This is a genomic window from Sediminispirochaeta bajacaliforniensis DSM 16054 (genome assembly GCF_000378205.1).
Classification (GTDB): domain Bacteria; phylum Spirochaetota; class Spirochaetia; order DSM-16054; family Sediminispirochaetaceae; genus Sediminispirochaeta; species Sediminispirochaeta bajacaliforniensis.
In genome coordinates this window covers 105,691-127,964 of record NZ_KB899407.1, presented here as the reverse complement: position 1 = coordinate 127,964, position 22,274 = coordinate 105,691, and the positions used below count along the sequence as shown (strand labels likewise).

Here is a 22,274-nt window from a genome sequence, read left to right as displayed (position 1 = left end):
CATTATGGTGAACACATTATGCAGGGGAATCCTCAATGAGGCAACGATATTCTACAATAATTGTTCTTTAAAAGCCGATATACTTGCATGCCCTTCGGCAAAGAGTTTCTCCAGGAGTAAAGCCGTTCCCTGGAGGAATTTCGGCAGCAACAGCTCCTCGTCTTCGGAAAAACGGGAGAGGACCCATGATGATACAGCACCTCGTGGCGGTCGGCCGACCCCAAGCCTGAGTCTGAGAAAATCGGCGCTGCCAGTCTGCTGGTTAATCGAGCGGAGACCGTTGTGCCCCGCCGTTCCGCCGCCGCGTTTTAGTTCGACCGTTCCAAAGGGAAGCTCTATCTCATCGTGCACGACCAGAAGGTTGCTCCCCTCCTTTTTGGGGTCGATCTTAAAAAAGGAGCAGGCTGACGATACCGACTCTCCGCTTTTATTCATATAGGTCTCGGGAAAGAGGAGGACTTCCCGATATGCACCCGTTTTTATGTCGGTCCACCTTCCGTGAAATTTTTTTTGAAAGCGAAGATTTGCAATAGTAGGGATCGCTTCTGCTGCCATCCAGGCGAGATTGTGCCTTGTTTTTGCATACATTTTGCCCGGATTTCCCAAAAACACGGTGAGATTGATTGTCGACATATCATTCTCCTATGCTATATGGTGATGAGGATAAGAGAATATGGAAATGAGAGCAAGCGGGCGTCCTATACGAAACAACTTCCCCATTGTCCTTGTGTACGGCTTCATGGGTTACGTTGAGCTTCCTTTTTCCGGCTTCCACCATTGGGGTGGAACCATAGATCTGGCAGAAGAGCTCCGAAAGGCGGGATATACGGTATACGTAGCCCCCGTCGGCCCTGTATCGAGCCTCCATGATCGGGCATGTGAGTTATATTCCTTCATCAAGGGGGGAATGGTGGACTATGGTGCTGCCCATTCCGCCGCCGCCGGCCATAATCGATGGGGCCGGGACTATCCGGGTGTTTTTCCACAATGGGGTGAGATCGATCCGGATAGCGGCAGCCCCCGCAAGGTCCATCTGATCTGCCATAGCATGGGAGGACAAACCGCCCGTGTATTGGCACACCTGCTCGGCGATCGGGAGTGGATCGCTTCGATTTTTACCATATCCACCCCTCATGACGGAACAACCCTGACCTATCGTTACCACGATCCTGGGAGGATGATAAAGCTCTTTGCCTCTTTACTCGTCTTACAGAGTGATAAACAGGATGATCCTGTTTTTGATATGCAGTTGGAGCATTGGAAGGGGGCAACGGAACCGGGAGAGACCCTTTCCGCCTTTCTTGAGCGGGTAATCAAAGACAATGCATGGTTGGAAACAAAGGATTTCGGCTTTTACGATCTTACGCCAAAGGGCGCAGCAGAAATAAACAGGGAAACTCCGTCCCTACCTTGTATCTATTACTTTTCACTTGCCACCAGTCGGACCCAATATGATGAAAAGCGTGACCGATGGATACCGGCACCGGGTATGCTGCTTCCTCTTCGTAGTACGGCTCGATCCATCGGCTCTTGTATCCCGGAAAGCGGGAAGGATTCCCTATGGGAAGGAACGGATGCCGCATGGAGGGAGAACGATGGCCTGGTCAATACCATCAGCATGGATGCTCCTTCCCTTTCTTCCTGCGATCCGATTCGACGCTGGTCCCTGGACCGAATGGAAGTTCCTGATGCGGGAGTGTGGAATTTCCTCGGTACCCTTGGTTTGGATCATTGGCAGGTTCATCTTCAACTGCCTGTTGGGGGCGCCTGTCCCGAGGGCTACGATTCGCTTCTTGATTATTATATCGATATCTGTTCCTTTCTCAGGGCCCTTCCCCCGAATCCATAGGCGCTACACTGGGCCGTCGCTGTCCGTGTCTGTAATTTCAAGGGTTGATCTGCCTGCACTGATCTCTCTGACCACCTCGGCAGCGGCATCGACATCCTTGCTGGCGATCTTGCCCGTGACGATAACTTGCTCCATAAAGGCCTCTTCCGGTGGCTCCAGGAGCAACGGTCCAAGCTCTTTTTTTATTGGCTCATATTGATCGTAGGAAAGAACTATTCTGAAATTGCTGCTTTCAATCAAAGGCCGTGTCGGCAAAACCTTGATCACCGCCTGGGCCGCTTCGGTGTAGGCCTTTACTAAGCCTCCGGTTCCCAGTTTTGTGCCTCCGAAGTAACGAACGACCATGACCAGAAGGTTGTCGATGCCGCTGCCTTTGACTACCTCAAGTACGGGCCTGCCCGCAGTTCCTTTTGGTTCCCGGTCGTCACTCATACCGAAGATATCACCTCCTGAGGTGACAAAGGCATGGACGACATGGTTTGCTCCAGGATGAAGCTCCCTTGTCTCTTTGATGCGCCGACGGACCTCCTCGGCATCGGAAACACGCTGTGCCAGGGCGATAAAACGGCTTTTCTTGATCTCGATTTCTGTCTCGGCAGCTTCTTTGGGTTCAAGCATGCTTCCTCCCATGGCCGAAGATGTTGTCCTGTGCCGAAAAATCCGCAAGCTCTTCGCACGCTTTTCTAAAACGCAGAGAGATTGTCTCCAAATTTGCCTCGGTTTGCGGGGACAGCATGAAGGATCGAGCGGCTGCGGCCTTCTCTGCCTGCTTTCTGTTTCTGACACCGACGACGACGGCCTGGAGAAAGGGACGCGATAGACTCCAGGCCAGGGCGAGCCCGGCGGGTGGAACTCCTATGCTGTCGGCCTCATGTTCGAAGGATTCGAGAAAACGGCCCAGGGCCGAGGAAAGGATAGGATCCATCGGAAGCAGCCTGTTTCGCCTGTCCTCTTTGTTGCTATGAATCTTTTCAAAGGATCCTGCAAGAAGCCCCTGGGCAAGGGGGGCATAGGCTATAACCGGGATGTCGTGCTCTCTGCACCACGGAATGATGCCCCCTTCGGCGTGGCGCCAAAGAAGGGAGTGGCCTATCTGGCAGGCATCGATCTTTCCCACCGACAGGACCTTATCCGCCTGCTCCACAGTGAAATTGCTTAGACCGATTCCTGCAATACTGCCTTTGTGGCGTTCTCTTTCAAGAGCCTCCATCATCGGCCTCGGATCCTCTCCCTCTTTAGGCCAGTGGATGTAGAGCAGATCGATGCTCTCACGAAAAAGTCGTCTCCGGCTCAATGCTATCCGTTTCTCCACCGATGAAGGAGGACACTGAAAAAGCTTTGTCGCCAGAAAAAGCTCGCCGTTCCTTTTCCTGAGGCGTTGACCGATCAGTTGCTCGGCTCTGCCGTTCCCGTACACCTGCGCCGTGTCGAAATGGATGATGCCTGCCCGCAGGGCCGCATCTATTGCCTTCAAACTTTCTTTCCGCTGCTGGCCGGGCCAGTAAGGATCATCTCCGAATTGCCAGGTCCCGATTCCCAATCCCCCCGGGATCTTGCATTTTTCTCCCATTTCGCTAGTTTATCATAAAAATATGGTGTGAACAGCGCCTTTGCCCGTTGATCTTTCCCCCTTCTATCGCTATAAATGGAGCCCGAAAATCCCGAACAGCACAGATTTTCCACCGCTTTTCATCAGTTTCGGGTACATATTTTTGTTACCTTTGAAGATTGATTTAAGGAGGCCCACCATCAGAAAGTTTCCATTTTTTCTGCTGATGGTACCGATTACCCTTACCTGTGCTCATATTGTTTCCAGAAATGAGATGCCGCCGGAGCCGGCTGCCGATCTTGTTGATGTGGAAGCTGTTTCCGGTGCTGCGGATGAGACGTCTTATTCCATAGATGTGGCGGCGGATGATGATATTGTTCTTGCACTTTACGGTAATCCGATGTTTCATCAGCAAGTGAAGGATTTTTTTACCGCAGAAACCGGTTCTCAGCGCATCGCCGATATCGTCCTGCAGGAAGCTGAGAAGAACGATATCCCCCCCACCCTTGCCTTTGCCCTTGCGTGGGTGGAAAGTCGCTATCGAACCGACGCCGTAAACCGTAATTCCGGTTCCGTCGACAGGGGATTGTTTCAGCTGAACAGTCACAGTTTCCCTCATCTTTCCGAAGAGCAGTTTTTTGATCCGGTGACGAATGCCAAAGAAGGCTTGCACTATCTGCGCTACTGTCTGGATGTCGGCGAGAATCGAGTGGTCGCTCTTGCCATGTATAACGCCGGGAGAAGCAGGGTCACCGGAAGGGGGACGCCCAAGATGACCCTGGACTATATATCACGGATCCTTGATTATCAGGAAGAACTCAATGAGCGATTTGAACATCTCCATCTTCGCGGAAAGAGTGCTGCGAAAGAGGCGGGGAAGGTTCGTTATGTACTTGACAGAGGGAAGGGAAGTAAATAGCGTTTCTCTATGATTGTCGTACTGAAACAAAATATATCTCCCGAAAATAAAGAACATGCCCGGCAGTTTCTCTCCCGGAAAGGGTTTTCGGTGAGGGAGATCGTCGGTGAAGAGGAAACCATCCTCGGTGCTGTTGGAAAAGCTCGGATCGATCAACGTGAAGTCGAACTGCTGCCTGGGGTTGACCGGGTTATTCCGATAAGCAAACCATACAAGCTTGCAAGTCGTGAGTTGAAAAAGCAGGATACCATTGTTCCGGTAGGCCGGGTCAGGATCGGCGGTAACCGTGTCGTAGTTATTGCCGGACCTTGTGCCGTGGAGTCTCGTGAACAGATTATGGAAGCCGCCCAGGCGGTCCGTGAAGGCGGGGCTGTCTTGCTTCGCGGCGGGGCGTTTAAACCCCGAACCAGTCCCTACTCCTTTCAGGGCCTTGGAGAAGAGGGGTTGAAACTCCTTAAGGAAGCGGGAGAAAAGTACGACCTTCCGATTGTGACCGAGATTGTGGGAACCGACTACGCCGACCTGATGAACGATTATGTCGATGTTTTTCAGGTCGGAGCCAGAAATATGCAGAATTTTGAGCTTCTGAAACGGGTCGGGTCTCTGGGCAAGCCTGTTATCCTGAAACGGGGGCTTTCCGCCACCATTGAAGAGTGGCTGATGGCGGCGGAATACCTTATGGCTCACGGCAGCGATAATGTGATTCTATGTGAACGGGGAATCAGGACCTTTGAGACTTATACCAGAAACACCCTTGACCTCTCTGCTATTCCCGTCGTTAAGAAATTGAGCCATCTGCCGGTGCTGGTCGATCCCAGTCATGGCACGGGGCTCAGGGAAAAGGTCCATCCTATGGCTCTGGCCGCTGTTGCCGCAGGGGCGGACGGCCTTATGGTGGAGGTCCATCCCCATCCTGAACAGGCCCTCTCCGACGGCCCTCAGTCCCTTCTTCCCGATCAATTTGAAAAGCTGATGCGTGACCTCCAGGCACTGAGCCCTGTCATAGAACGAGAAATAGAACGGGTTCCGGTCTCAATTGCATCGCCGACTGTTTCCGTAAACGGAAAATCTTCCGGAAAGATTGCTTTTCAGGGAATGCATGGGGCCTACAGCGAACGGGCCATTGTGCGTTATTTTGGGGAAGAGGCATCCACGCTTCCCTGCCCTTCCTTCAGATCGGTTTTCGAAACGGTTTTAAGCGGACAGGTTCGTTTCGGTGTGGTACCGATTGAGAATAGCCTGGCCGGCACCATCTACGAAAATATCGATCTTCTGCAGCAGTATCCCGATATCACCATTGTTGGGGAACAGAAGGTCAGGATCATCCACAACCTTATCGGACAAAAAGGAGCGGATATCGCCGACGTTCGTAAGGTTTTTAGTCATCCCCAGGGGCTTGCCCAGTGCTCGGCATTTTTTGACAGGCATCCTGAAATGGAGCGGGTTCCTTTCTATGATACCGCCGGGGCTGTGGCCAAGGTTTCTCAGATGAATGATCCGCAGTGTGCGGCTATTGCAGGAGAAGAGGCGGCAAAAACCTACAACATGGAGATCCTCCAGAAGGGGATCGAGACGAATCCGAGAAACTACACCCGCTTTTTCGTTATTACAAGAAGCGATGATCCCGTTACCGCTCTCCGGGAGAGGGTGAGTATGGCTGCTGTTTCTTTTGCAACCCCGGATCAACCAGGAGCCCTCTTTGCTTGTCTCAAGGTCTTTGCCGATAATGGTCTGAACATGAAAAAACTTGAGAGCCGCCCCATCGAGGGAAAACCGTGGCAGTATCGTTTTTTTGTTGCGCTTGAGGTCACAGATGAAGAGGTTCTGAAAAAGAGCCTTACGGCGTTGGAGCCGGTAAGCGATGACCTGCGATTTCTCGGAGTATACGAATCGAGATAGGACCTTATTCGAGATCGGGCTGGACGCCCAAGTTCTTGAGCTGTTCTATCTCTTCTTTTTGGCTGACATATTCGTGGCGTTTTTGATTAGCCTTCACCACGCTGTTTTTGATGGCGGTGATCTCGAGTTTGATGCCGCGAATCATTTGCCGCTGGAGTCGGGGGGCCTCACTTTTGAAGTAGGTATCCAGAGCCGGTAGCTTGTTGTTCAGTTTGATGATCTCATCGATCTTGCTGCTTAAAAACTCGAAGACCTTTTCTTCGGAAAAGCCTTCGAGGCGTTTATAGGTCGGCCCCATCTTATTTCCCATAACCGCAAGCATCCGCGCGAGTTTCTGTGTCTCTTCCACAAAAAGGTCGAAATCGAGTTTGACGGTTCGCGAAGTCCCCGTGTTTTGGTCGAACAGCTCTATCTCATAGATTCGTTTCTCGTCCTCTTTCATTACCAGACTGCGGACCCATCGTTTGAATCGTTCTCCCATGGTAACTGGCTGCTCTGCCAGAATCATGGCGTTATGGTTGAGTTTACGGACGGCCTGTTCCACAGGCGTCGAAGCGGCCGAAAGGATGCGGCAGCCGTCGAGAAGGTGGGGTTTGAAGGATTGCTGTGCCTTGTTGTGCTGTTTTTCCCGGCGGATCTGGAGCCTGTCGATCAGCTCCTTTCTTCTTTTTTCAAAATCATAGGCAGCATCTTCGTCGAGAATTTCTTCCACCAACTCTGGGAAATAAGGGGTATCACCTAAGACCTGGGGGAATTTGCGTTTAATTGCTTTGATGACCTCTTCCCGGCGTTCCCGAATGGCCTCGGTCTGGAGTTCCATGGTGGCAAGCAGATTCCTGCGGAGTTCAAGCTTGTAGCGCTCCCTCTGATATATCGTTGTCTTTTTTAGAGCGGTGAGAATTTGCTTTGTCGCTTTCGCCATCTGCAGCACCGAATCGTTGATCACACCGCTGCTTATGGGGTCGCTTCCCTGCCGCATCCTGCCCAAAAGTTCGGCGATAATTCGTGTGGTCATATTCGATGAGCTTTCGGCAAGGCTTTCCCAATGGATGTAGGTGATCAACTCTTTAATTCGTTTGATGCGTGGCATGGTCAGAAAGTCGGCACTAAACTGATAGTAGTGATTGAGAAAATCAAGCTGGCTGTCGAACATGGAAAGGCGCTGGCTCATGCGGTCGGCTTTTTCGCTTTCGATGATGGGGCCGCTCTCCGGGGCCTCGACCTCGGAAATTTTCATGTCGTGCTTGTAAGGGTCCTCATGTACAAGGCTCTTACGCAGCATGACATTATAGAAAGCTTGAAAGGAGGCGTAATAGCTACGTGACGCATCTTTCAGCTTCGGAAGCTCATTTCCTTCAAGATGGTTGCGGTAAGAGAGAATTGCCTCTTCCAGCTGTTCTGTAAAACCGTCTGTCCCTTCCATAGGGTTACTATTATCACGTAAAATAGAAAAATCAGCAACAAGCTGTTTGGGGGCTATCGTGGGAACTATTACAGATTTTATGCCCGAGAAGCTTATTATCGGGGTGCTCTCTTCGCTTCCCGACCGTTTTGTTCGGGTTGAGCCGCAATTGAGAGAGGAGTTCGGTGCTATCGACTACAGCAGTGAGGAGCTTGCTTTTACCTATACCACCTACTATGACGACGAGATGGGCACACCGATCTTCCGCAAGTTTTATGCCTTTCGTGAGCCGATCGATCCGCAACGTCTTGCTTCTGTAAAGAGGAGATCCAACAAGCTTGAAGGGGTGTGGGGCGAAGCGGGCCACCGTCGTATAAACCTTGATCCCGGACTTCTTGGTTTGGGGCGGCTCATTCTTGCTTCTACAAAAGGTCCTGGGCACAGGATTCCCCTTTCCGAAGGCATCTATGCGGAAGTAACCCTTTTTTTCCGGGCAGGATCATATCAGGCCCTTCCCTGGACCTATCCCGATTTTAGGAGTGAGGCATACCAAAAGATACTGAAAGATATTCGTGCTATGTATCATAAGCAGTTAAAGGAGCTTGGCTTTTCTGTTTCTTAGCATGTTTCTGAAGTGCCTGGGCTTTTTCTGCCGTGTAGAAGGTACATGAGATGTCTTCGTTTTTTGGTTTTCGCTTTTCTTGTTCTTGGGTTTTCTTCTTGTACGTTTTTCTCAGGGGATGTTTCCCTGCTTGTCCGATTACCCGATGCAGAGGGCTGGGAGGTGCACTTCCCCGATTGCAACGAAATCGTTCGTTCGGTAGCAGTGCCTGTTGGGACCTCCTCTATTCGTCTGGCAATCTGTAGGGGCGTTTTGCAGCCAGTGTGGGCGCGCTCACCCAACAGGCCATGGCTTGAGGCTGGAGGAATCCTTTGGAGGGGAGGATGTGGCCCTTTGGGAGAGCCTCCGTTCTGGCGCTTCTCAGGGGATGATAATCCCGATGCATCCCGTGAGCTTTCTTTATGCCGGGAGGGGGCTGTGGTGGCGGATATCATGCTTACCCTGTGGAAACGGCGGCAGGATTTCGAAGATCTAAACATCGAACGCCTCTATGTGCGGATGGTCGCGGTATCGGGCGGAGAGATGCGGGCCATAGATTGCAGACGGATTCAATGTGATCTTCTCTTTCGTTGTTTTTCCGCATATTCCGTTCGCCTTCTGCCCCGTTTCGACACGACTTTTTATCTTCCTGCTTTCCTATGTCCTAATATTGATTCTGCTCTTGATCCCTTGGATGCTTCTTCTTGCGTTGCTGCAACCCTTCTTGTCGACGGAACGCTGATTCTGAAGGATATCTACAAGGGGCGTCATTACTTTTGTCTGCCCGAATGCATACTTATTATCGATTGCGACGGATCGGAATGTGTATGGGGGATAATGCGATAACCGCTTTCTATTGGCATCGAAGTGTATAACGGCGACCTATAGCCGCTAAGTTCGGCCGCCTGTCTCGTGTTTTCAAAATCGGGCTGACCCATGCCATAGCATGAAACAGCCCTTGTGTTATAAGAATCTTGCTATTCTTTCCCTAAGAATATAGCAGCATCTTTTGCTGCGAAACGACCGGAATTCACTGCCCAACCCTGCTGTGATCCGGCACAGTACACGACATCATAGGAATCGCCGTAGAGGCCGCCTGCATCGCTTCCTGCGGCATACAATCCGGGAATAATATTGCCATCCAGATCGAGAACCTGAGCATTCTTGTTGACAGTCAGTCCTCCGACTGTAGTGAAATATCCCACCTCCAAGGCAAAGGCATAATATGGTCCCTCGGACATTGATACCAAAAACTTTGATGCCTTATCGAATTCTTCGTCATTTCCTGCTTCACAATAGGAGTTGTAATTATTCATGGTCGTAAGCAGAGACTCCTTATCTACGCGAATCAGCGTAGCCAGTTTTTCAAGAGAATCGGCAATAAAGATGCCAGAATCCGGTTTGCTCAACTGTTCATTCATCTCTTTATACAGATCAGTCAGTTTTGTCCCTGTCACGGTATATTCGCCCGTTCCTAAAATACACCCTTTTTCCACGAGATAGTCCAGATTTGCCTTATTCATGATGCTGTATACTTTGTCCTGCCCCTTAATGGCATTGCCGGAGTACGAAAAATTACGGCCGGCAATACTTTCATCGGCAAAGCGGACACCATCCTGATTTACCCACACCATGGTAGGCTGGAAGGCCGATGCCGTATACAGATGAGTACCATAGGGAACCCCTTTCAGATTTCCTCCGTAGTACATAACAGTCCCGAGATTGGAAGTATCCGCACCGACGTCGATACCCATATTGATTCCGTCCCCGGTACGTCCGGGCATTCCGATTTGAACGGCATTTTCCGGGTTAATGCCAGCGTATTTTCTCATCATTTCAGGATTATCTGAATATCCGCCGGTAGCAAGGATTACAACTGGAGCCTCGATGTTCAGCTTTGTACCATCCTTCTTTTCCGCAATAATCCCCTTGACCTTTCCCTCTTCCATGACAAGCTCTTTTCCGGGGGTTTCGAGCATCAGGTTTACTCCCGCTTTAGTAGCTGCCTTATGCAGTGAATTTATATACTCTTCTCCCTTTCCCTTGAAAAGATGCCAGGTTTGTACAGAATCACCCATGAAAGAGACCCCTGTAAACGTAACGCCGAGACTTTCCAGCCAGTCGATGGTTTCTGCGGAGCTGGCGAAAAATTTCTCTAAAAGCGTACTATCGGGTATCCAGTGGTGATACTCTTCGACAGATAACAGAATATCTCTCGAGCTTGTCTTTACACCAGCTTCTTTCTGAAAGTGAGAACCCACGGCAAACATCCCTTCTGTCATGATCGTACTTCCTCCTGGATACCCGTTTTTTTCCAGGAGAATTACATTCAACCCCAGTTGTCGAGCCTGGATTGCTGCCGACAATCCCGCTCCGCCGGCTCCTACAACGACAACATCGGCATGTAAATCCGGATTATTCAGGGTTGCGACGTTCTCCGCCTTCGAACAGGAGAACAGTGACAACAGGATAAGAAGCGAGACCATGATTTTTCCTGAACTACTTTTCATACGATACGTTACTCCTCCAATTTTCTCAGCATTTTATTATCAATAAAAATTTAACTAATATGGTATATATACAACACTTTCTGAAAGATAAGAAATTAATTATCTTGCTGACACTATCGGAATTACCGATTATTTACGTCGGCGTTCCTTTCCATTCCTCTTGACCTGAGAGCAGGCTTGGTATAAGAATTTACTGTTCTATTTAATCTGGAAGAAAAAATCATGGATATACATCGTATACGCTGTTTTTTAAGCCTGGCGGAACTTATGAATTTTACCCGTGCAGCGGAAAAACAGTGCATTACCCAATCTTCCATGAGCCAGCAGATTCAAGGGCTTGAAAATGAAATCGGCGTTCAGCTGTTCGTAAGGAATAAACGGAATGTTATGCTGACTCCCGCCGGAGAATTTCTGAAGCAGGAATTTCTTGAGTTAATTGAGAAATACGAAGCGGTGCTGGCTCAAACCAGGAGAATTGCAAATAGAGAAAATAACCACCTTTCCATTTGCTATCATGGTCCTCCAAACTGGACCTTTCTCCTGCCGATGATTCAGAAATTTCAGAAAGAAAATAGGGATTTCCAACTTGAACTGGCCGTTGAGAACTGGGGAGAGATGCCCAACGGCTTGGTCACAAGGCAGTTTGATGTGGCCTTTGTCGAAGGGGCCGAGATCACGCATAACAACCAGATCGAGAGTTTTTACCTATACCGGGATTATACCTGTTTTGCCATGCATAAATCCCACCGTCTGGCAAGAAAGGCAAAACTGACGGAAGATGATATCAAAGGGGAGCAGATCGTTATGGTTGACCAGCATGTGGGTGCCAAAAGTATGCACGGAGTCCATGAACGGTTGGTCCAAAGCGGCGTTGATATGAGCAGTGTCACATTAGTAAAAAGATTTGAAAACTGTATGGCTATGGTTTCGTCGGGCATGGCCATAGTTCCTATGCCGCGGTCGTTCAGGCAACCTAATCAATCGGAAATCGTTTATATCGACTATGACAGAAAAGAAACCTATACGGATAACTATATTGCTTGGTTGAAATGCAATACCGCTCCTTCCCTATTTGTATTCATTGAGTTCATCAAAGACAGCATTCGAGGATTGCTCCCAAGTCTGTCGTTTTAACATGCTAAAGCCGAAAAGAGATGATCCTGCCGAGGAGATGTGATCCGTCGGTGCTCCAATATGAAGCCGATTCTTAACTTGTATAGGGAAAACTCTTCGCTTACAATAATATCATGATGAAATCCTACGTTTTTGGTGAGCTGGTCCGTGCTGGTTCCCGTCTTTCGGACGAGACCCGCTATACCAGTCAGATCTCTATTTTAGTCGAGCAGGCGATCGATGTCTCCCGCTCATCCGTTGCGGCCCTTTTTGCCTATTCCGATCCGGAGAATCCTTCTGCATTGTTGCGCAATGTGTATCAGCGGGGGGATTATGAAATTCCGAATAGTATCGATCGTAATAGTGAAAGTGTTGCCTTCGTTGAAGAATGCGGCGAAAGTCTGATTCTTCATGATAGAGATCGACCCTTCTTTTCAGATGCCTTTCTTCACCCGGATATGCGCAGCGGTATTATTTTGCCGCTCTTTACCCCAAGATCGAAGCTTGCGCTTCTCTATCTTAATTCCATTCATCCCCGGCATTACATGCAGGATCGTTTTTTGTTTCTTGATTCTCTTTCGACTCTTGCGGGTGGAATGCTTCGCAGTTCCTTGCTCTATCGGGAGCTTGATCGACAGCTGAAGTATACCGAAGCCCTTGAGCGATATCAGGAAAGCATCTTTTCCTCGATGACCGATCTTTTAATCACTACCGATGAAAGCGGTGCCATTCACTATTTCAACCGGGCTGCTGTCGAACGATTCGGCCTGGATGAGAGTGCCTATGGGAAAAGTGTGCGGGATCTCTTTTCTTCCAATCTGAGTAAGGCTGTGTTGAGTGCCATCGCCGAATCGGATCGGGACGGAAAAGAACGGCCGGGGATTCAGGGAATTGCAAAGGGGATCATCATGGGCGATGGTCGGAAAGAGGATATCGACTTTGCCCTTACCATTGCTCCGTTACGGGGTAAGCGCGGCCGAAAAGAGGGGCTGACCTTGTTGTTTACCGATCAGAGCAGGGAGCGAAAACTTCAAGATGAAATGAAGGTTGCGGTGGAAGAGCGACGTGTTATTAAAAACATGTTTAGTCGTTATCTCTCCGGGGATATTGTTCAGGCCCTGACCGAACATCCCGAGCTTGTCCGGCCGGGAGGAGCGAAGAAAATCGCGACCGTATTTTTTGCCGATATACGTGGTTATACCTCCTTTTCCGAATCAAAAGAGCCTGAATATATCATCGAAGTCTTAAATGAGTACTTCAGCCAAGCGGTGGAGGTGGTGATCAAACATCGGGGCTACATCGATAAATTCATAGGCGATTGTATTATGGCTGCCTGGGGTGTCCCTGTATTTTCCGATGAACAGGATGCAATTTCCGCCGTTTCCTGTGCAGTGGAAATTCAGGAACTCGTCAAATCCAAAAAACGTACCTTTTTTACCGGAGCCGCTTCGAAGCTTTCTATTGGTATCGGAATGCATACCGGCAGGCTTGTGGCCGGCAATCTCGGCAGCAACCGAAGGATGGATTATTCGGTTATCGGTGATACCGTCAATGTCGCTGCGCGATTGGAAGGGGTTGCGGGAAAGGGTGAGGTCATCATCACCGAAGATACCAGGTCCCTTATAGGAGAGCGTTTTAAACTTAAGGAATTGGAGCCTGTCAAGGTTAAGGGAAAAGAGAAACCTATCCACATTTTTAGTGTTCTGAAGCAGGTAAGCTAAAGGAGCGAATATGAACAGTGATTTTCTATCGATCAGAGTCGGAAACTTTCCTGTCTGGGCGATTGCTGCGGCTGTTCTCGCGGTTATCGTTTGCATTGTCGTGGTATTTCTGGCGATGAAAAGAAGATCAGCGGGAAAAAGTGTTAAGGAAAGAATCGATTCATTCCTTCGTCGTCCGGCCAAAAAAACGGCCCTTTGGATTTTGGAAGAGGCCCCGGATATGGGACTGTTTTCCGTTTTTCTGGCTGCGCTCGGTAATGAAAAAATCGCCACAGTGTTACGGGCCTGGATTGAGGCCAGTGATGATCTTTTTGTATTCAGGCGAATTGCCCTCACTGGCAGGGGCGAATCCTTCGATGGAACGGAAGCCTTTCGCTTCTTTTCTCAGCAGCTTGATCGCATCCGGGAGATGACCGGTGATCCGGAATGGCCGGCCCGCTATATGGCGGTAAAGACCTTGCTTGCCGATGATGAGGAACGCTCCCGCCGTGCGCTTATTGAGCTGTTTCACGATCCACATCCGCTTATCCGGCGGACCCTCATTGCGGAATTTCAGCCCAAGGATGATCGGGAGAAGGATGATTTTTATAATCAACTGATTGTTTTTCTTACCGATGATACGGCGTTTGAGGTCCGCAGTGAGGCGAAAAAGCGACTCCTTTCGTCGTTTTCTGACCGTTATGTTATCGATTTTTCGGACCTCGCACCTGCCGCCGTACTTCATGTGGTCGAACAATTCGATCTTTCATCTACCGAAGATCGGAGAAAAGCCTTTGCGCTGCTGGAGCATAAGGATTTGGAGATTCGCTTTGCCGCGGCCCAGTTCCTCCAGGAGTCAGGGAGTTTGGATACTCTTTTTGCCGAGGCCGATGGAGAGGATGTCGAGGGTCTGAAACGGGTGGAAATGCTTCTCGGGAATGCTGTCGAAGTGAATGTCGTCGGATTCCTTAATACCTTGCCCTTTTCTGAGAACAGGGTATCGCTTCAGATCGCTGCCGATCTTCTGCAACATTCGGGGGATCGCGGTTTGATTGCCGATCTGCTTCGAAAGGTATTTCCTCTTGTGGGAACGATCCATGAAGAGAATGGGGTTTTTCGTGGGGGTGATCCTGACCTGTTTCGGCTTTTTTCTTCCTCTCTTACCGCAGTGCGGGAGCGAGGGACCGAATCTTCCGTTTCTATGGCGGTAGAAGAGCTGGATCGTCGGTGTCGGATCTCGGATGCCGGGGCCAGGTTGATACTTGATGCTTTGCCGGCAGGCTTCCCTCACCTCGTCCTTCCCGAATTACTCAAAATTCTTGAAGAAAATTTGTGTGATGAAACATACAGAAATGCTCTCCATGATGCTTTTCTGTGTTATTCTCCTTCTCTGTACCTTGATCGCCTGATGGATATCCTGAAAAGCGGTAGAGAAGGGTATGCCCATGCCGTTCGAATCTCCGCTCTGATATTGCTTGGCAAATTGAAGTTGACCTACTGCATGCAATTCCTCCTTGAGCAGATGCCTGTACTTCCTTTTGATGAAGCACGAGATTTTTCCCTTCACCTGAAAGAGTATGCCGGTACATTATTCCAGCAACGTGTTCTCGACACATTGGAAAAAGACGATGGTAAGGTTCGTGCCGCACTTATTTCAGCAATTCCGGCCACAGGAGTAAAGGATTTCCTGACACCGATTCGTGATGCTGTGGGAGATGCAGATCCCGAGGTCAGGCGGGCTGCCGTATGGGCGCTGCTTGAGTACGGCGACCAGAAGTCGATAAAATCTTCCTTCGATCTTCTTAGGGATCCCGTTGAACGGGTGCGTATGGAAGCTGCAAGGGCTCTTAGCTCCAAGGCCGGTGACTCAATGCTTGGGAATTTTGAAAATCTTATAGCCGATGAAAACGAGGTTGAATCGGTAAAACTTGCTGCAATCAAAGGCCTCTCCCAATCCACCGGACAGAGGGCCGTGGATATTCTTGTAAAATTTCTCAAAGATCCTTCCGAGGATTTGACCGATCCCCTGATTGAGGCCCTTTCGAAATTGCGGGAGAAAAAACAGGTTAAGCAACTTATCGAGAAAATGAAGGACGCCGGACCCGAGCTGCGGGAGCGTATCACTGTTGCCTTCGGACGGATGGGGGAAGAGGCTGAAGGACCATTGCTGGCCCTGCTTTCCGAGGAGATCGGCTCTTTAACTCCTCTTATAACCGAGGTTCTTGAGGCGACAGGATACGTCGAGCATGCGATTAGGAAACTAAACCATCGGGATCCCCGGGTTCGAAGAGAGGCCGCCGAAACCCTTTCCAAGATTGGGACCCTTGCGGCGTTTCGCGGAATCGTTCTTGCCGGGCGCGATCCCGATCAGGAGGTTCGTGTGATGGTAACAAAGGCCCTTGAAAAGCTCGGGACCGAAAGCGGTAGAGAAATACTGGAGGCCTTGAAAGAGGATCCTGACAAGAAAATAAGAAAATACACACTTTGGGCCCTGGAACGGGTTGAAGCAAGATCCGGGGATGCGGAATAAAAAAAAGCCCCTGCCGCTTTCGGCAGGGGCGACATCAAGCTTTTTTGCGATTATGTGCCGATAACAATATTGACCAGCTTATCGGGAACGGCAATCACCTTGATTACCCTTTTCCCGTCGATCAGCTCTTGTATCCGTTCGTTGGCCATGGCCTGCTTTTCAAGTTCTTCTTTTGCCATACCGACGGGAAGCATACACTTAGCCCGCACCTTTCCGTTTACCTGAAAAACAACTTCGGTTTCATTTTCCTGGCACAATGCTTCGTCCCACTGGGGCCATGGCTCGTAGGCCAGCGTTTCGTTATGACCGAGACGGTCCCAGAGTTCTTCGGCAAGATGGGGAGCATATGGAGCAATAATCAACACAAAGGGCTCCCATATTTCCCGGTACAGTTTCTCACTTTTGAACATCTCATTGATGAAAATCATCATCTGAGCGATTGCCGTGTTAAACTCCAGGGCGGCGGTATCCTGGCTCACCTTACGGATGGTCTGATGAAGTACCTTTCTCTGATCATCAGGGGCAGGACCATCGATCACATCCCGTTCCCCAAGGCGCCAGACTCGGTCGAGAAAGCGGTGGACACCTGCCAATCCGTTGGTCGACCACGGCTTTGAAACCTGCAGCGGTCCCATGAACATCTCATAGACCCGCATCGAATCGGCACCGTATTCCTTGATAATATCATCGGGATTAATGACATTACCGAGGCTCTTGGACATCTTGACGCCCCCTTCTCCCAGGATCATGCCCTGATTGACCAGGCGCTGAAAGGGCTCGGTGGTATTAACGGCGCCGATTTCATGCAACACCTTGTGCCAGAAGCGGCTGTAGAGGAGGTGCAGTACCGCATGTTCGGCACCTCCGACGTAGAGATTAACCGGCATCCAGTAATCGATCTTGTCCCGTGAGGCAAACGCTTTATCGTTATGCGGATCAAGATAGCGAAGATAGTACCAGCAGCTACCGGCCCACTGGGGCATGGTGTTTGTTTCCCGTTTTGCCGGTCCCCCGCATTTCGGACAGGTTGTATTGACCCATTCATCAATGGCGGCAAGGGGCGATTCTCCGGTTCCTGTCGGCGCATAGCTTTCGACCTCCGGAAGGGTCAGGGGCAGCTCTTCTTCCGACAACGGAACTACACCGCACTTTTGACAGTGTACGATGGGAATCGGCTCACCCCAGTAGCGCTGACGGCTGAAGATCCAGTCCCTGAGCTTGTAGTTGATAGAGCGTTTGCCCAGCTTTCGTTCTTCGAGCCAGTCGAGCATCTTGGCAATGGCTTCTTCCTTGCCGAGGCCGTCGAGAAAGCCGGAATTGACATGAATACCGTCACCTGTATAGGCTTCGGATTCGATATCGCCGCCTTCGAGAACGCGAATAATCGGGATAGCGAACTTTTTTGCAAACTCCCAGTCTCGCTGGTCATGGGCCGGGACCGCCATAATGGCACCGGAACCGTATGATATCAGAACGTAGTCCGCAATCCATACCGGAATTTTCTCTCCGTTGACAGGATTGACGGCATAGGCACCGGAAAAAACACCGGTTTTATCTTTTGCAAGATCGGTTCTTTCAAGATCCGATTTCTTTGCCGCTTCATCCAGGTATGCTTGTACCGCAGCCTTCTGCCCCTCTGTGGTGATTTTTGCGACCAGCGGATGTTCGGGAGCGAGAACCATATAGGTTGCTCCGAAAAGGGTGTCGGGACGGGTCGTATAGACCGTTATTTCGTCCTCGGTACCTTCGACAGTGAAGACCACATCGGCCCCTTCGCTGCGACCGATCCAGTTTCGTTGCATCGTTTTGATCGCCTCCGACCAGTTGAGGTCCTCTAATCCCTCAAGAAGCTGATCGGCATAGTTGGTGATCTTGAGAATCCACTGTCGGATATTCTTTCTTGTCACCTGAGCACCGCAACGCTCGCATTTCCCCTCTTTTACCTCTTCGTTGGCAAGCCCCGTTTTGCAGGATGGACACCAGTTGATCGGTGTCTGAGCTTCGTACGCCAATCCTTTTTTGAAGAGCTGAAGAAATATCCACTGAGTCCAGCGGTAGTACTCGATTTTATGGGTTGATATTTCCCGATCCCAGTCGTAAGAAAACCCCAGCCGCTTAATCTGGGAGCGGAACATATTGATATTTGATTCGGTGGTGGCCTTCGGGTGCGTACCGGTCTTGATGGCATAATTTTCCGCCGGTAGACCAAAAGAGTCGAAACCCATAGGGTGTAGGACGTTATAACCGTTCATCCTCAAGTATCTGCAATATATGTCGGTGGCGGTATAGCCTTCCGGATGGCCGACATGGAGCCCTTGACTGGAGGGATAGGGAAACATATCAAGGACATAAACCCGCTTTTCCGGCGGAATTGCAGGATCTTCAACAACGTGAAAACTCTTATTACGTTCCCAGTAATCCTGCCATTTTTTCTCGATATCTGCGAAGGGATATTTGCTCATAATCGCCATGATATCGTCACGATCGGTGTGCGTCAATGAGCCTATGCTTACGAGGCTATTCTTCTTCCTTTTCGGCCGGTTCGAATATAAGTGACTCGATTCTGTTGCCGCTACGACTTTCGATGGTAAAACACCCTGCTCCGGTATCTATCCGCTGTCCCTTTTCCGGAATTATTCCAAGGTATTCGGTCAGAAATCCCGCAATGGTTTGGACATACTTGCTGTGGGGTAAGACCACGTCGAAGCGGTCGGTCATTTGTAGAAGGCTGGTGTCTCCCATGATTCTGAAACGTCCCGGTTCGATTTGGGTAATCTTCTCAAACCCCTTTATCTCATTTTCATCGTAGAGCTCACCGAAAAGTTCCTCGACAATATCTTCAAGCGTGACCACTCCTGCCAAACCTCCATATTCATCCATGACTACCGCAAGATTCAGCTTTTCTTTTTTGAATTGAAAAAAGAGTTCGCTTACTTTCCGGTTTTCAAAGACAAAAATCGGCTCGACCATCAACTCTTTTGCCTTACGCTTTCGTGCTTCATCTGCTCCTTCCGACAGAGTTTCCATGATGTCCCGGTATAAAAGAATTCCGACCACATGTTCGGGATCTTCCTGGTAAACAGGGATTCTGCTGAAGCCGTTTTCGATGATTTTGGGAAGCAGCTCCTTAATCGTTACTTCCTGGTCGACGAGAAAGAGATCCGTCCTGTGGGTCATAATCGAACCAACGGTTATATCGTTGAAACGGAAGACGCCGCGGACCATCCTTGTCTCGTAATCCTCAACCACTCCCTCATGTTCCGCAAGGCTCACCATGTGGAGGATCCCTTCCAAGCTGATTTTTGAACTGCGTTCTTTCGGTGTAAACAGCTTGGTAATGGCCATGCTGATGGTACCGATCATGGCGATGAAGGGCAGCAGGATGATGGAAAGTATGCGGATCGGATAGGCCATGGCGAGGCATATCCGTTCGTTGTGGATAATTGCTATCTGTTTTGGGGTAACTTCGGCAAAGATCAGAATGACGAGGGTAAGAACTCCTGTCATGATGCCGACGGCTGCACTACCGAAAATCCTGATGGTAAGCTGAGTGGCCAATGCAGAAGCCGCAATATTTACCAGATTATTTCCGAAAAGGATGGTCGTCAGCAGCGTATCCGGCCGCTTTGATAGATGTGCAACCAATTTTCCTGCTTTCCCCTGCCTGCTGGAAAGGAGCTGGAGTTGCACGATGGACAAACTGGTAAAGGCTGTTTCCGTGGAAGAAAAAACCGCGGATAAAAAAATGAGTACTATTAATGTACATAGTGGAATGGTCATAGAGTTTTATTATCATAGCAGTTTTTTTCCGAACAATCCAATCTCGGAATTTGCCGATCGAAGAGGATTATCAGTATATTTTCTTCAACCTCAAGAAAAAACTGAATTCAGGAGATCTGTTTATGTCAAAGCACACATTTAAGACTGAGGTGTCACAGCTTCTTCACCTCATCATCCACTCCCTTTACTCACATAAGGAGATATTTTTGCGGGAGTTGGTATCCAATGCTTCCGATGCGCTGGATAAGCTGAAATACCTCACCCTTACGGATGACGCCTATAAGGAAATTGCCTTTGATCCAAAAATCGATATTTCCTTCCAGGAGAGCCCTTCCAAGACGATTACCATATCCGATGACGGGATTGGTATGAATAAAGAAGATCTCACCAACCAGCTTGGTACCATTGCCCGATCCGGAACCAAGGCCTTTATCGATCAGCTGTCGGGGGATGCAAAAAAGGATGCAAACCTGATCGGTCAATTCGGAGTCGGCTTTTACAGCTGCTTCATGGTTGCCGACAGGGTGGAAGTCCTGACGCGGAAGGCAGGAGAGGAACAGGCGTGGATATGGAAAAGCGATGGGAAGAGCAATTTTACCATTGAAGAGGGACAGCGTGAGGAGCCCGGGACGACTATTACGCTTTTCCTGAACGACGAAGGTGTGGAATACGCCAGCCGTTGGGAGATTGATCAACTGGTGAAGAAGTATTCCAATCATATTCCTTTTCCGATTTTTCTTAGCTACGACCAAAAGAAATACGACGATAAAGGTAAAGAGACTGGAGAGATCGAACATAAGCGGGAGCAGATCAATAGTGCCGCGGCACTCTGGAAGCGTCCCAAAAATGAGCTTACCGATGAAGATTATCACGAGTTCTACAAAAGCATCGGTCACGACAGCGAGGAGCCTCTTCTCTATATCCATACAAGAGCGGAAGGAACCCTTGAGTACACGACCCTCTTTTTTGTTCCCAAGCATGCTCCCTTTGATCTCTATCAGGCTGATTACCGTCCCGGTGTGAAGCTCTATGTGAAGCGGGTCTTCATTACCGATGATGAAAAGGAGTTGATGCCTACCTATCTTCGCTTCCTTCGTGGCGTGATTGATTCCGAGGATCTGCCCTTGAATGTAAGCCGGGAAATTCTTCAGCAGAACAGGGTTCTGAACAGTATCAGGACCGCATCGGTTAAGAAGGTTTTGGGTGAGTTTAAAAGCCTGGCCGAGAACAATCCCGAAACATACAACGAGTTTATTACCGAGTATAACAGGCCATTGAAAGAGGGGCTCTATTCTGATTTCGCCAACCGGGATCTTCTGTTGGAACTTGTTCGCTTTAAGTCAACATCTCAAGAAGGCTTTACCAGCCTTGCCGCATACAAGGAGCGCATGAAAGAAGATCAGAAGGCGATCTATTACATTACCGGAGGTGATGAAGAAACCCTTCGCAGCAGCCCGCTTCTTGAGGCCTATAAGGGGAAGGGTATCGAGGTTCTCGTCATGAATGATGAGATTGACGAGATCGTGGTACCTTCCATCGGCAAATTTAACGATGTGGAATTAAAGGCTGTCAATCGCACAGGTGCCGCAGACGACCTGAAAAGTGACGACGATAAGAAAACTGAAGAATCGGCAAAGCCTTTGATGGAAAAACTAAAAAAGGCTCTTGGTGATCGCGTTAAGGATGTTGTCGCCTCCACCCGTCTCTCCGACAGCCCTTCCTGTATCGTGGCCGACGAGGATGATCCCACGGCTCAGCTTCAGCAGATGCTCAAGGCGATGGGACAGAAAAACATGCCCGAGTTCAAACCTATTCTTGAGGTAAATCCCACTCATCCCATAGTCAAAGGGCTTGAATCCTCCGGTGATGATTCTCTGATCGATGATGTTGCCCAGCTTTTGCTTGATCAGGCATTGTTGATCGAAGGGGTCGAATTAAAAAAACCTGCCGAATTTGTAAAGCATCTCAACCGCATTCTGGAGAAAGCTCTCTGATTTGTGGTAGAGTCGTGGTATGAATACCACCCGGCTGAAACGGTGGCCGCGTCCTTTGGACGCGGTCATTATCATTATAGCGGTACTTGTTATCGTTTTGATTTCCATTGAGGTGTACGGAGGCAAGGGGAGCGCTGCTCGTCTGCTTGTTCAGAGTGAGGGCCGTACCTTTGTCTATCCTCTCGACCAGGACCGCATCATTGAGGTAAAAGGCCCTCTGGGCACAACCACCATAGAGATACGTGACGGGCGGGCCCGATTTGTCGATTCTCCGTGTCGAGATAAGATATGTGTTGCCTATGGGTGGCTTGAGAATCCCGGTGAATGGACCGCCTGCCTTCCCAATAAGGTCCTTGCTGCCATTGAGGACAATTCGTCGAAGGAAGCTTCAATTGACTTTCTTAGTTATTAAAAAAATTTTGCGCTCC

Annotated in this window: 17 protein-coding genes; 10 read left to right on the top strand and 7 right to left on the bottom strand. The window is 49.6% G+C overall.

Annotated features, from left to right (window positions below; genetic code table 11):
• Positions 1–51: 51 nt before the first annotated feature.
• Positions 52–633: an aminoacyl-tRNA hydrolase gene (gene pth, locus F459_RS0102360; RefSeq protein WP_020611130.1), complete on the bottom strand. Its 582-nt coding sequence runs from the start codon at positions 631–633 to the stop codon at positions 52–54.
• A 40-nt stretch (positions 634–673) separates the two neighbouring features.
• Between pth and F459_RS0102355 the strand changes: the two genes are divergently transcribed.
• Complete coding sequence (locus tag F459_RS0102355) at positions 674–1,849, top strand: esterase/lipase family protein (RefSeq protein ID WP_020611129.1); 1,176 nt, start codon at positions 674–676, stop codon at positions 1,847–1,849.
• 3 nt (positions 1,850–1,852) lie between these two features.
• On the opposite strand, the gene F459_RS0102350 is transcribed toward F459_RS0102355, so the two are convergent.
• Together F459_RS0102350 and F459_RS0102345 are read right to left on the bottom strand one after the other, a co-directional pair.
• Positions 1,853–2,467, bottom strand: a complete 615-nt coding sequence (locus tag F459_RS0102350) for an IMPACT family protein (protein ID WP_020611128.1) — start codon at positions 2,465–2,467, stop codon at positions 1,853–1,855.
• Positions 2,460–3,419, bottom strand: coding sequence for an aldo/keto reductase (locus tag F459_RS0102345; RefSeq protein WP_020611127.1), 960 nt, complete (start codon positions 3,417–3,419; stop codon positions 2,460–2,462). Before F459_RS0102345 ends, F459_RS0102350 begins: the two co-directional genes overlap by 8 nt.
• A 151-nt stretch (positions 3,420–3,570) precedes the next feature.
• Between F459_RS0102345 and F459_RS0102335 the strand changes: the two genes are divergently transcribed.
• Positions 3,571–4,317 carry a transglycosylase SLT domain-containing protein gene (locus F459_RS0102335; protein ID WP_245540057.1) on the top strand — a complete coding sequence of 249 codons (747 nt, stop codon included), beginning with the start codon at positions 3,571–3,573 and terminating at the stop codon, positions 4,315–4,317.
• 9 nt (positions 4,318–4,326) lie between these two features.
• Positions 4,327–6,216 carry a 3-deoxy-7-phosphoheptulonate synthase gene (gene aroF / locus F459_RS0102330; protein WP_020611124.1) on the top strand — a complete coding sequence of 630 codons (1,890 nt, stop codon included), beginning with the start codon at positions 4,327–4,329 and terminating at the stop codon, positions 6,214–6,216.
• 4 nt (positions 6,217–6,220) lie between these two features.
• On the opposite strand, the gene F459_RS0102325 is transcribed toward aroF, so the two are convergent.
• A complete protein-coding gene (locus F459_RS0102325) occupies positions 6,221–7,639 on the bottom strand; it encodes a hypothetical protein (protein WP_020611123.1) in 1,419 nt (472 codons plus the stop codon).
• Between the two features lie 58 nt (positions 7,640–7,697).
• Here F459_RS0102325 and F459_RS0102320 point away from each other — a divergent pair, with 58 nt between their 5' ends.
• Both F459_RS0102320 and F459_RS0102315 read left to right on the top strand, forming a co-directional pair.
• A complete protein-coding gene (locus F459_RS0102320) occupies positions 7,698–8,240 on the top strand; it encodes a DUF4416 family protein (protein WP_020611122.1) in 543 nt (180 codons plus the stop codon).
• Positions 8,241–8,285: 45 nt separating this feature from the next.
• Positions 8,286–9,065 carry a hypothetical protein gene (locus tag F459_RS0102315; protein WP_020611121.1) on the top strand — a complete coding sequence of 260 codons (780 nt, stop codon included), beginning with the start codon at positions 8,286–8,288 and terminating at the stop codon, positions 9,063–9,065.
• Between the two features lie 131 nt (positions 9,066–9,196).
• Here the strand turns inward: F459_RS0102315 and F459_RS0102310 are convergent, their stop codons facing one another.
• A complete protein-coding gene (locus F459_RS0102310; RefSeq protein WP_020611120.1) occupies positions 9,197–10,729 on the bottom strand; it encodes an FAD-dependent oxidoreductase in 1,533 nt (510 codons plus the stop codon).
• Positions 10,730–10,951: 222 nt separating this feature from the next.
• Between F459_RS0102310 and F459_RS0102305 the strand changes: the two genes are divergently transcribed.
• The 3 genes from F459_RS0102305 (at position 10,952) to F459_RS0102295 (ending at position 16,072) form a co-directional block, all read left to right on the top strand.
• Entirely contained in the window at positions 10,952–11,863 is a 912-nt protein-coding gene (locus F459_RS0102305; RefSeq protein ID WP_020611119.1) for a LysR family transcriptional regulator, read from the top strand.
• A gap of 113 nt (positions 11,864–11,976) precedes the next feature.
• Entirely contained in the window at positions 11,977–13,563 is a 1,587-nt protein-coding gene (locus tag F459_RS0102300) for an adenylate/guanylate cyclase domain-containing protein (protein ID WP_020611118.1), read from the top strand.
• A gap of 10 nt (positions 13,564–13,573) precedes the next feature.
• On the top strand, positions 13,574–16,072 hold the full coding sequence (locus tag F459_RS0102295) for a HEAT repeat domain-containing protein (RefSeq protein ID WP_020611117.1): 2,499 nt from the start codon (positions 13,574–13,576) through the stop codon (positions 16,070–16,072).
• Between the two features lie 50 nt (positions 16,073–16,122).
• On the opposite strand, the gene leuS is transcribed toward F459_RS0102295, so the two are convergent.
• Both leuS and F459_RS0102285 read right to left on the bottom strand, forming a co-directional pair.
• Positions 16,123–18,534: a leucine--tRNA ligase gene (leuS, locus tag F459_RS0102290; protein ID WP_026294850.1), complete on the bottom strand. Its 2,412-nt coding sequence runs from the start codon at positions 18,532–18,534 to the stop codon at positions 16,123–16,125.
• 55 nt (positions 18,535–18,589) lie between these two features.
• The gene (locus F459_RS0102285; protein WP_026294849.1) at positions 18,590–19,852 is read right to left on the bottom strand and encodes a hemolysin family protein; all 1,263 of its coding nucleotides are present in this window, start codon (positions 19,850–19,852) and stop codon (positions 18,590–18,592) included.
• A gap of 122 nt (positions 19,853–19,974) precedes the next feature.
• Between F459_RS0102285 and htpG the strand changes: the two genes are divergently transcribed.
• Both htpG and F459_RS0102275 read left to right on the top strand, forming a co-directional pair.
• Positions 19,975–21,846 (top strand): molecular chaperone HtpG, encoded by a 1,872-nt coding sequence (gene htpG, locus F459_RS0102280; RefSeq protein ID WP_020611113.1) that lies wholly within the window; start codon positions 19,975–19,977, stop codon positions 21,844–21,846.
• Positions 21,847–21,865: 19 nt separating this feature from the next.
• Positions 21,866–22,258 (top strand): NusG domain II-containing protein, encoded by a 393-nt coding sequence (locus F459_RS0102275; protein ID WP_020611112.1) that lies wholly within the window; start codon positions 21,866–21,868, stop codon positions 22,256–22,258.
• The last annotated feature ends 16 nt before the right edge of the window (positions 22,259–22,274 follow it).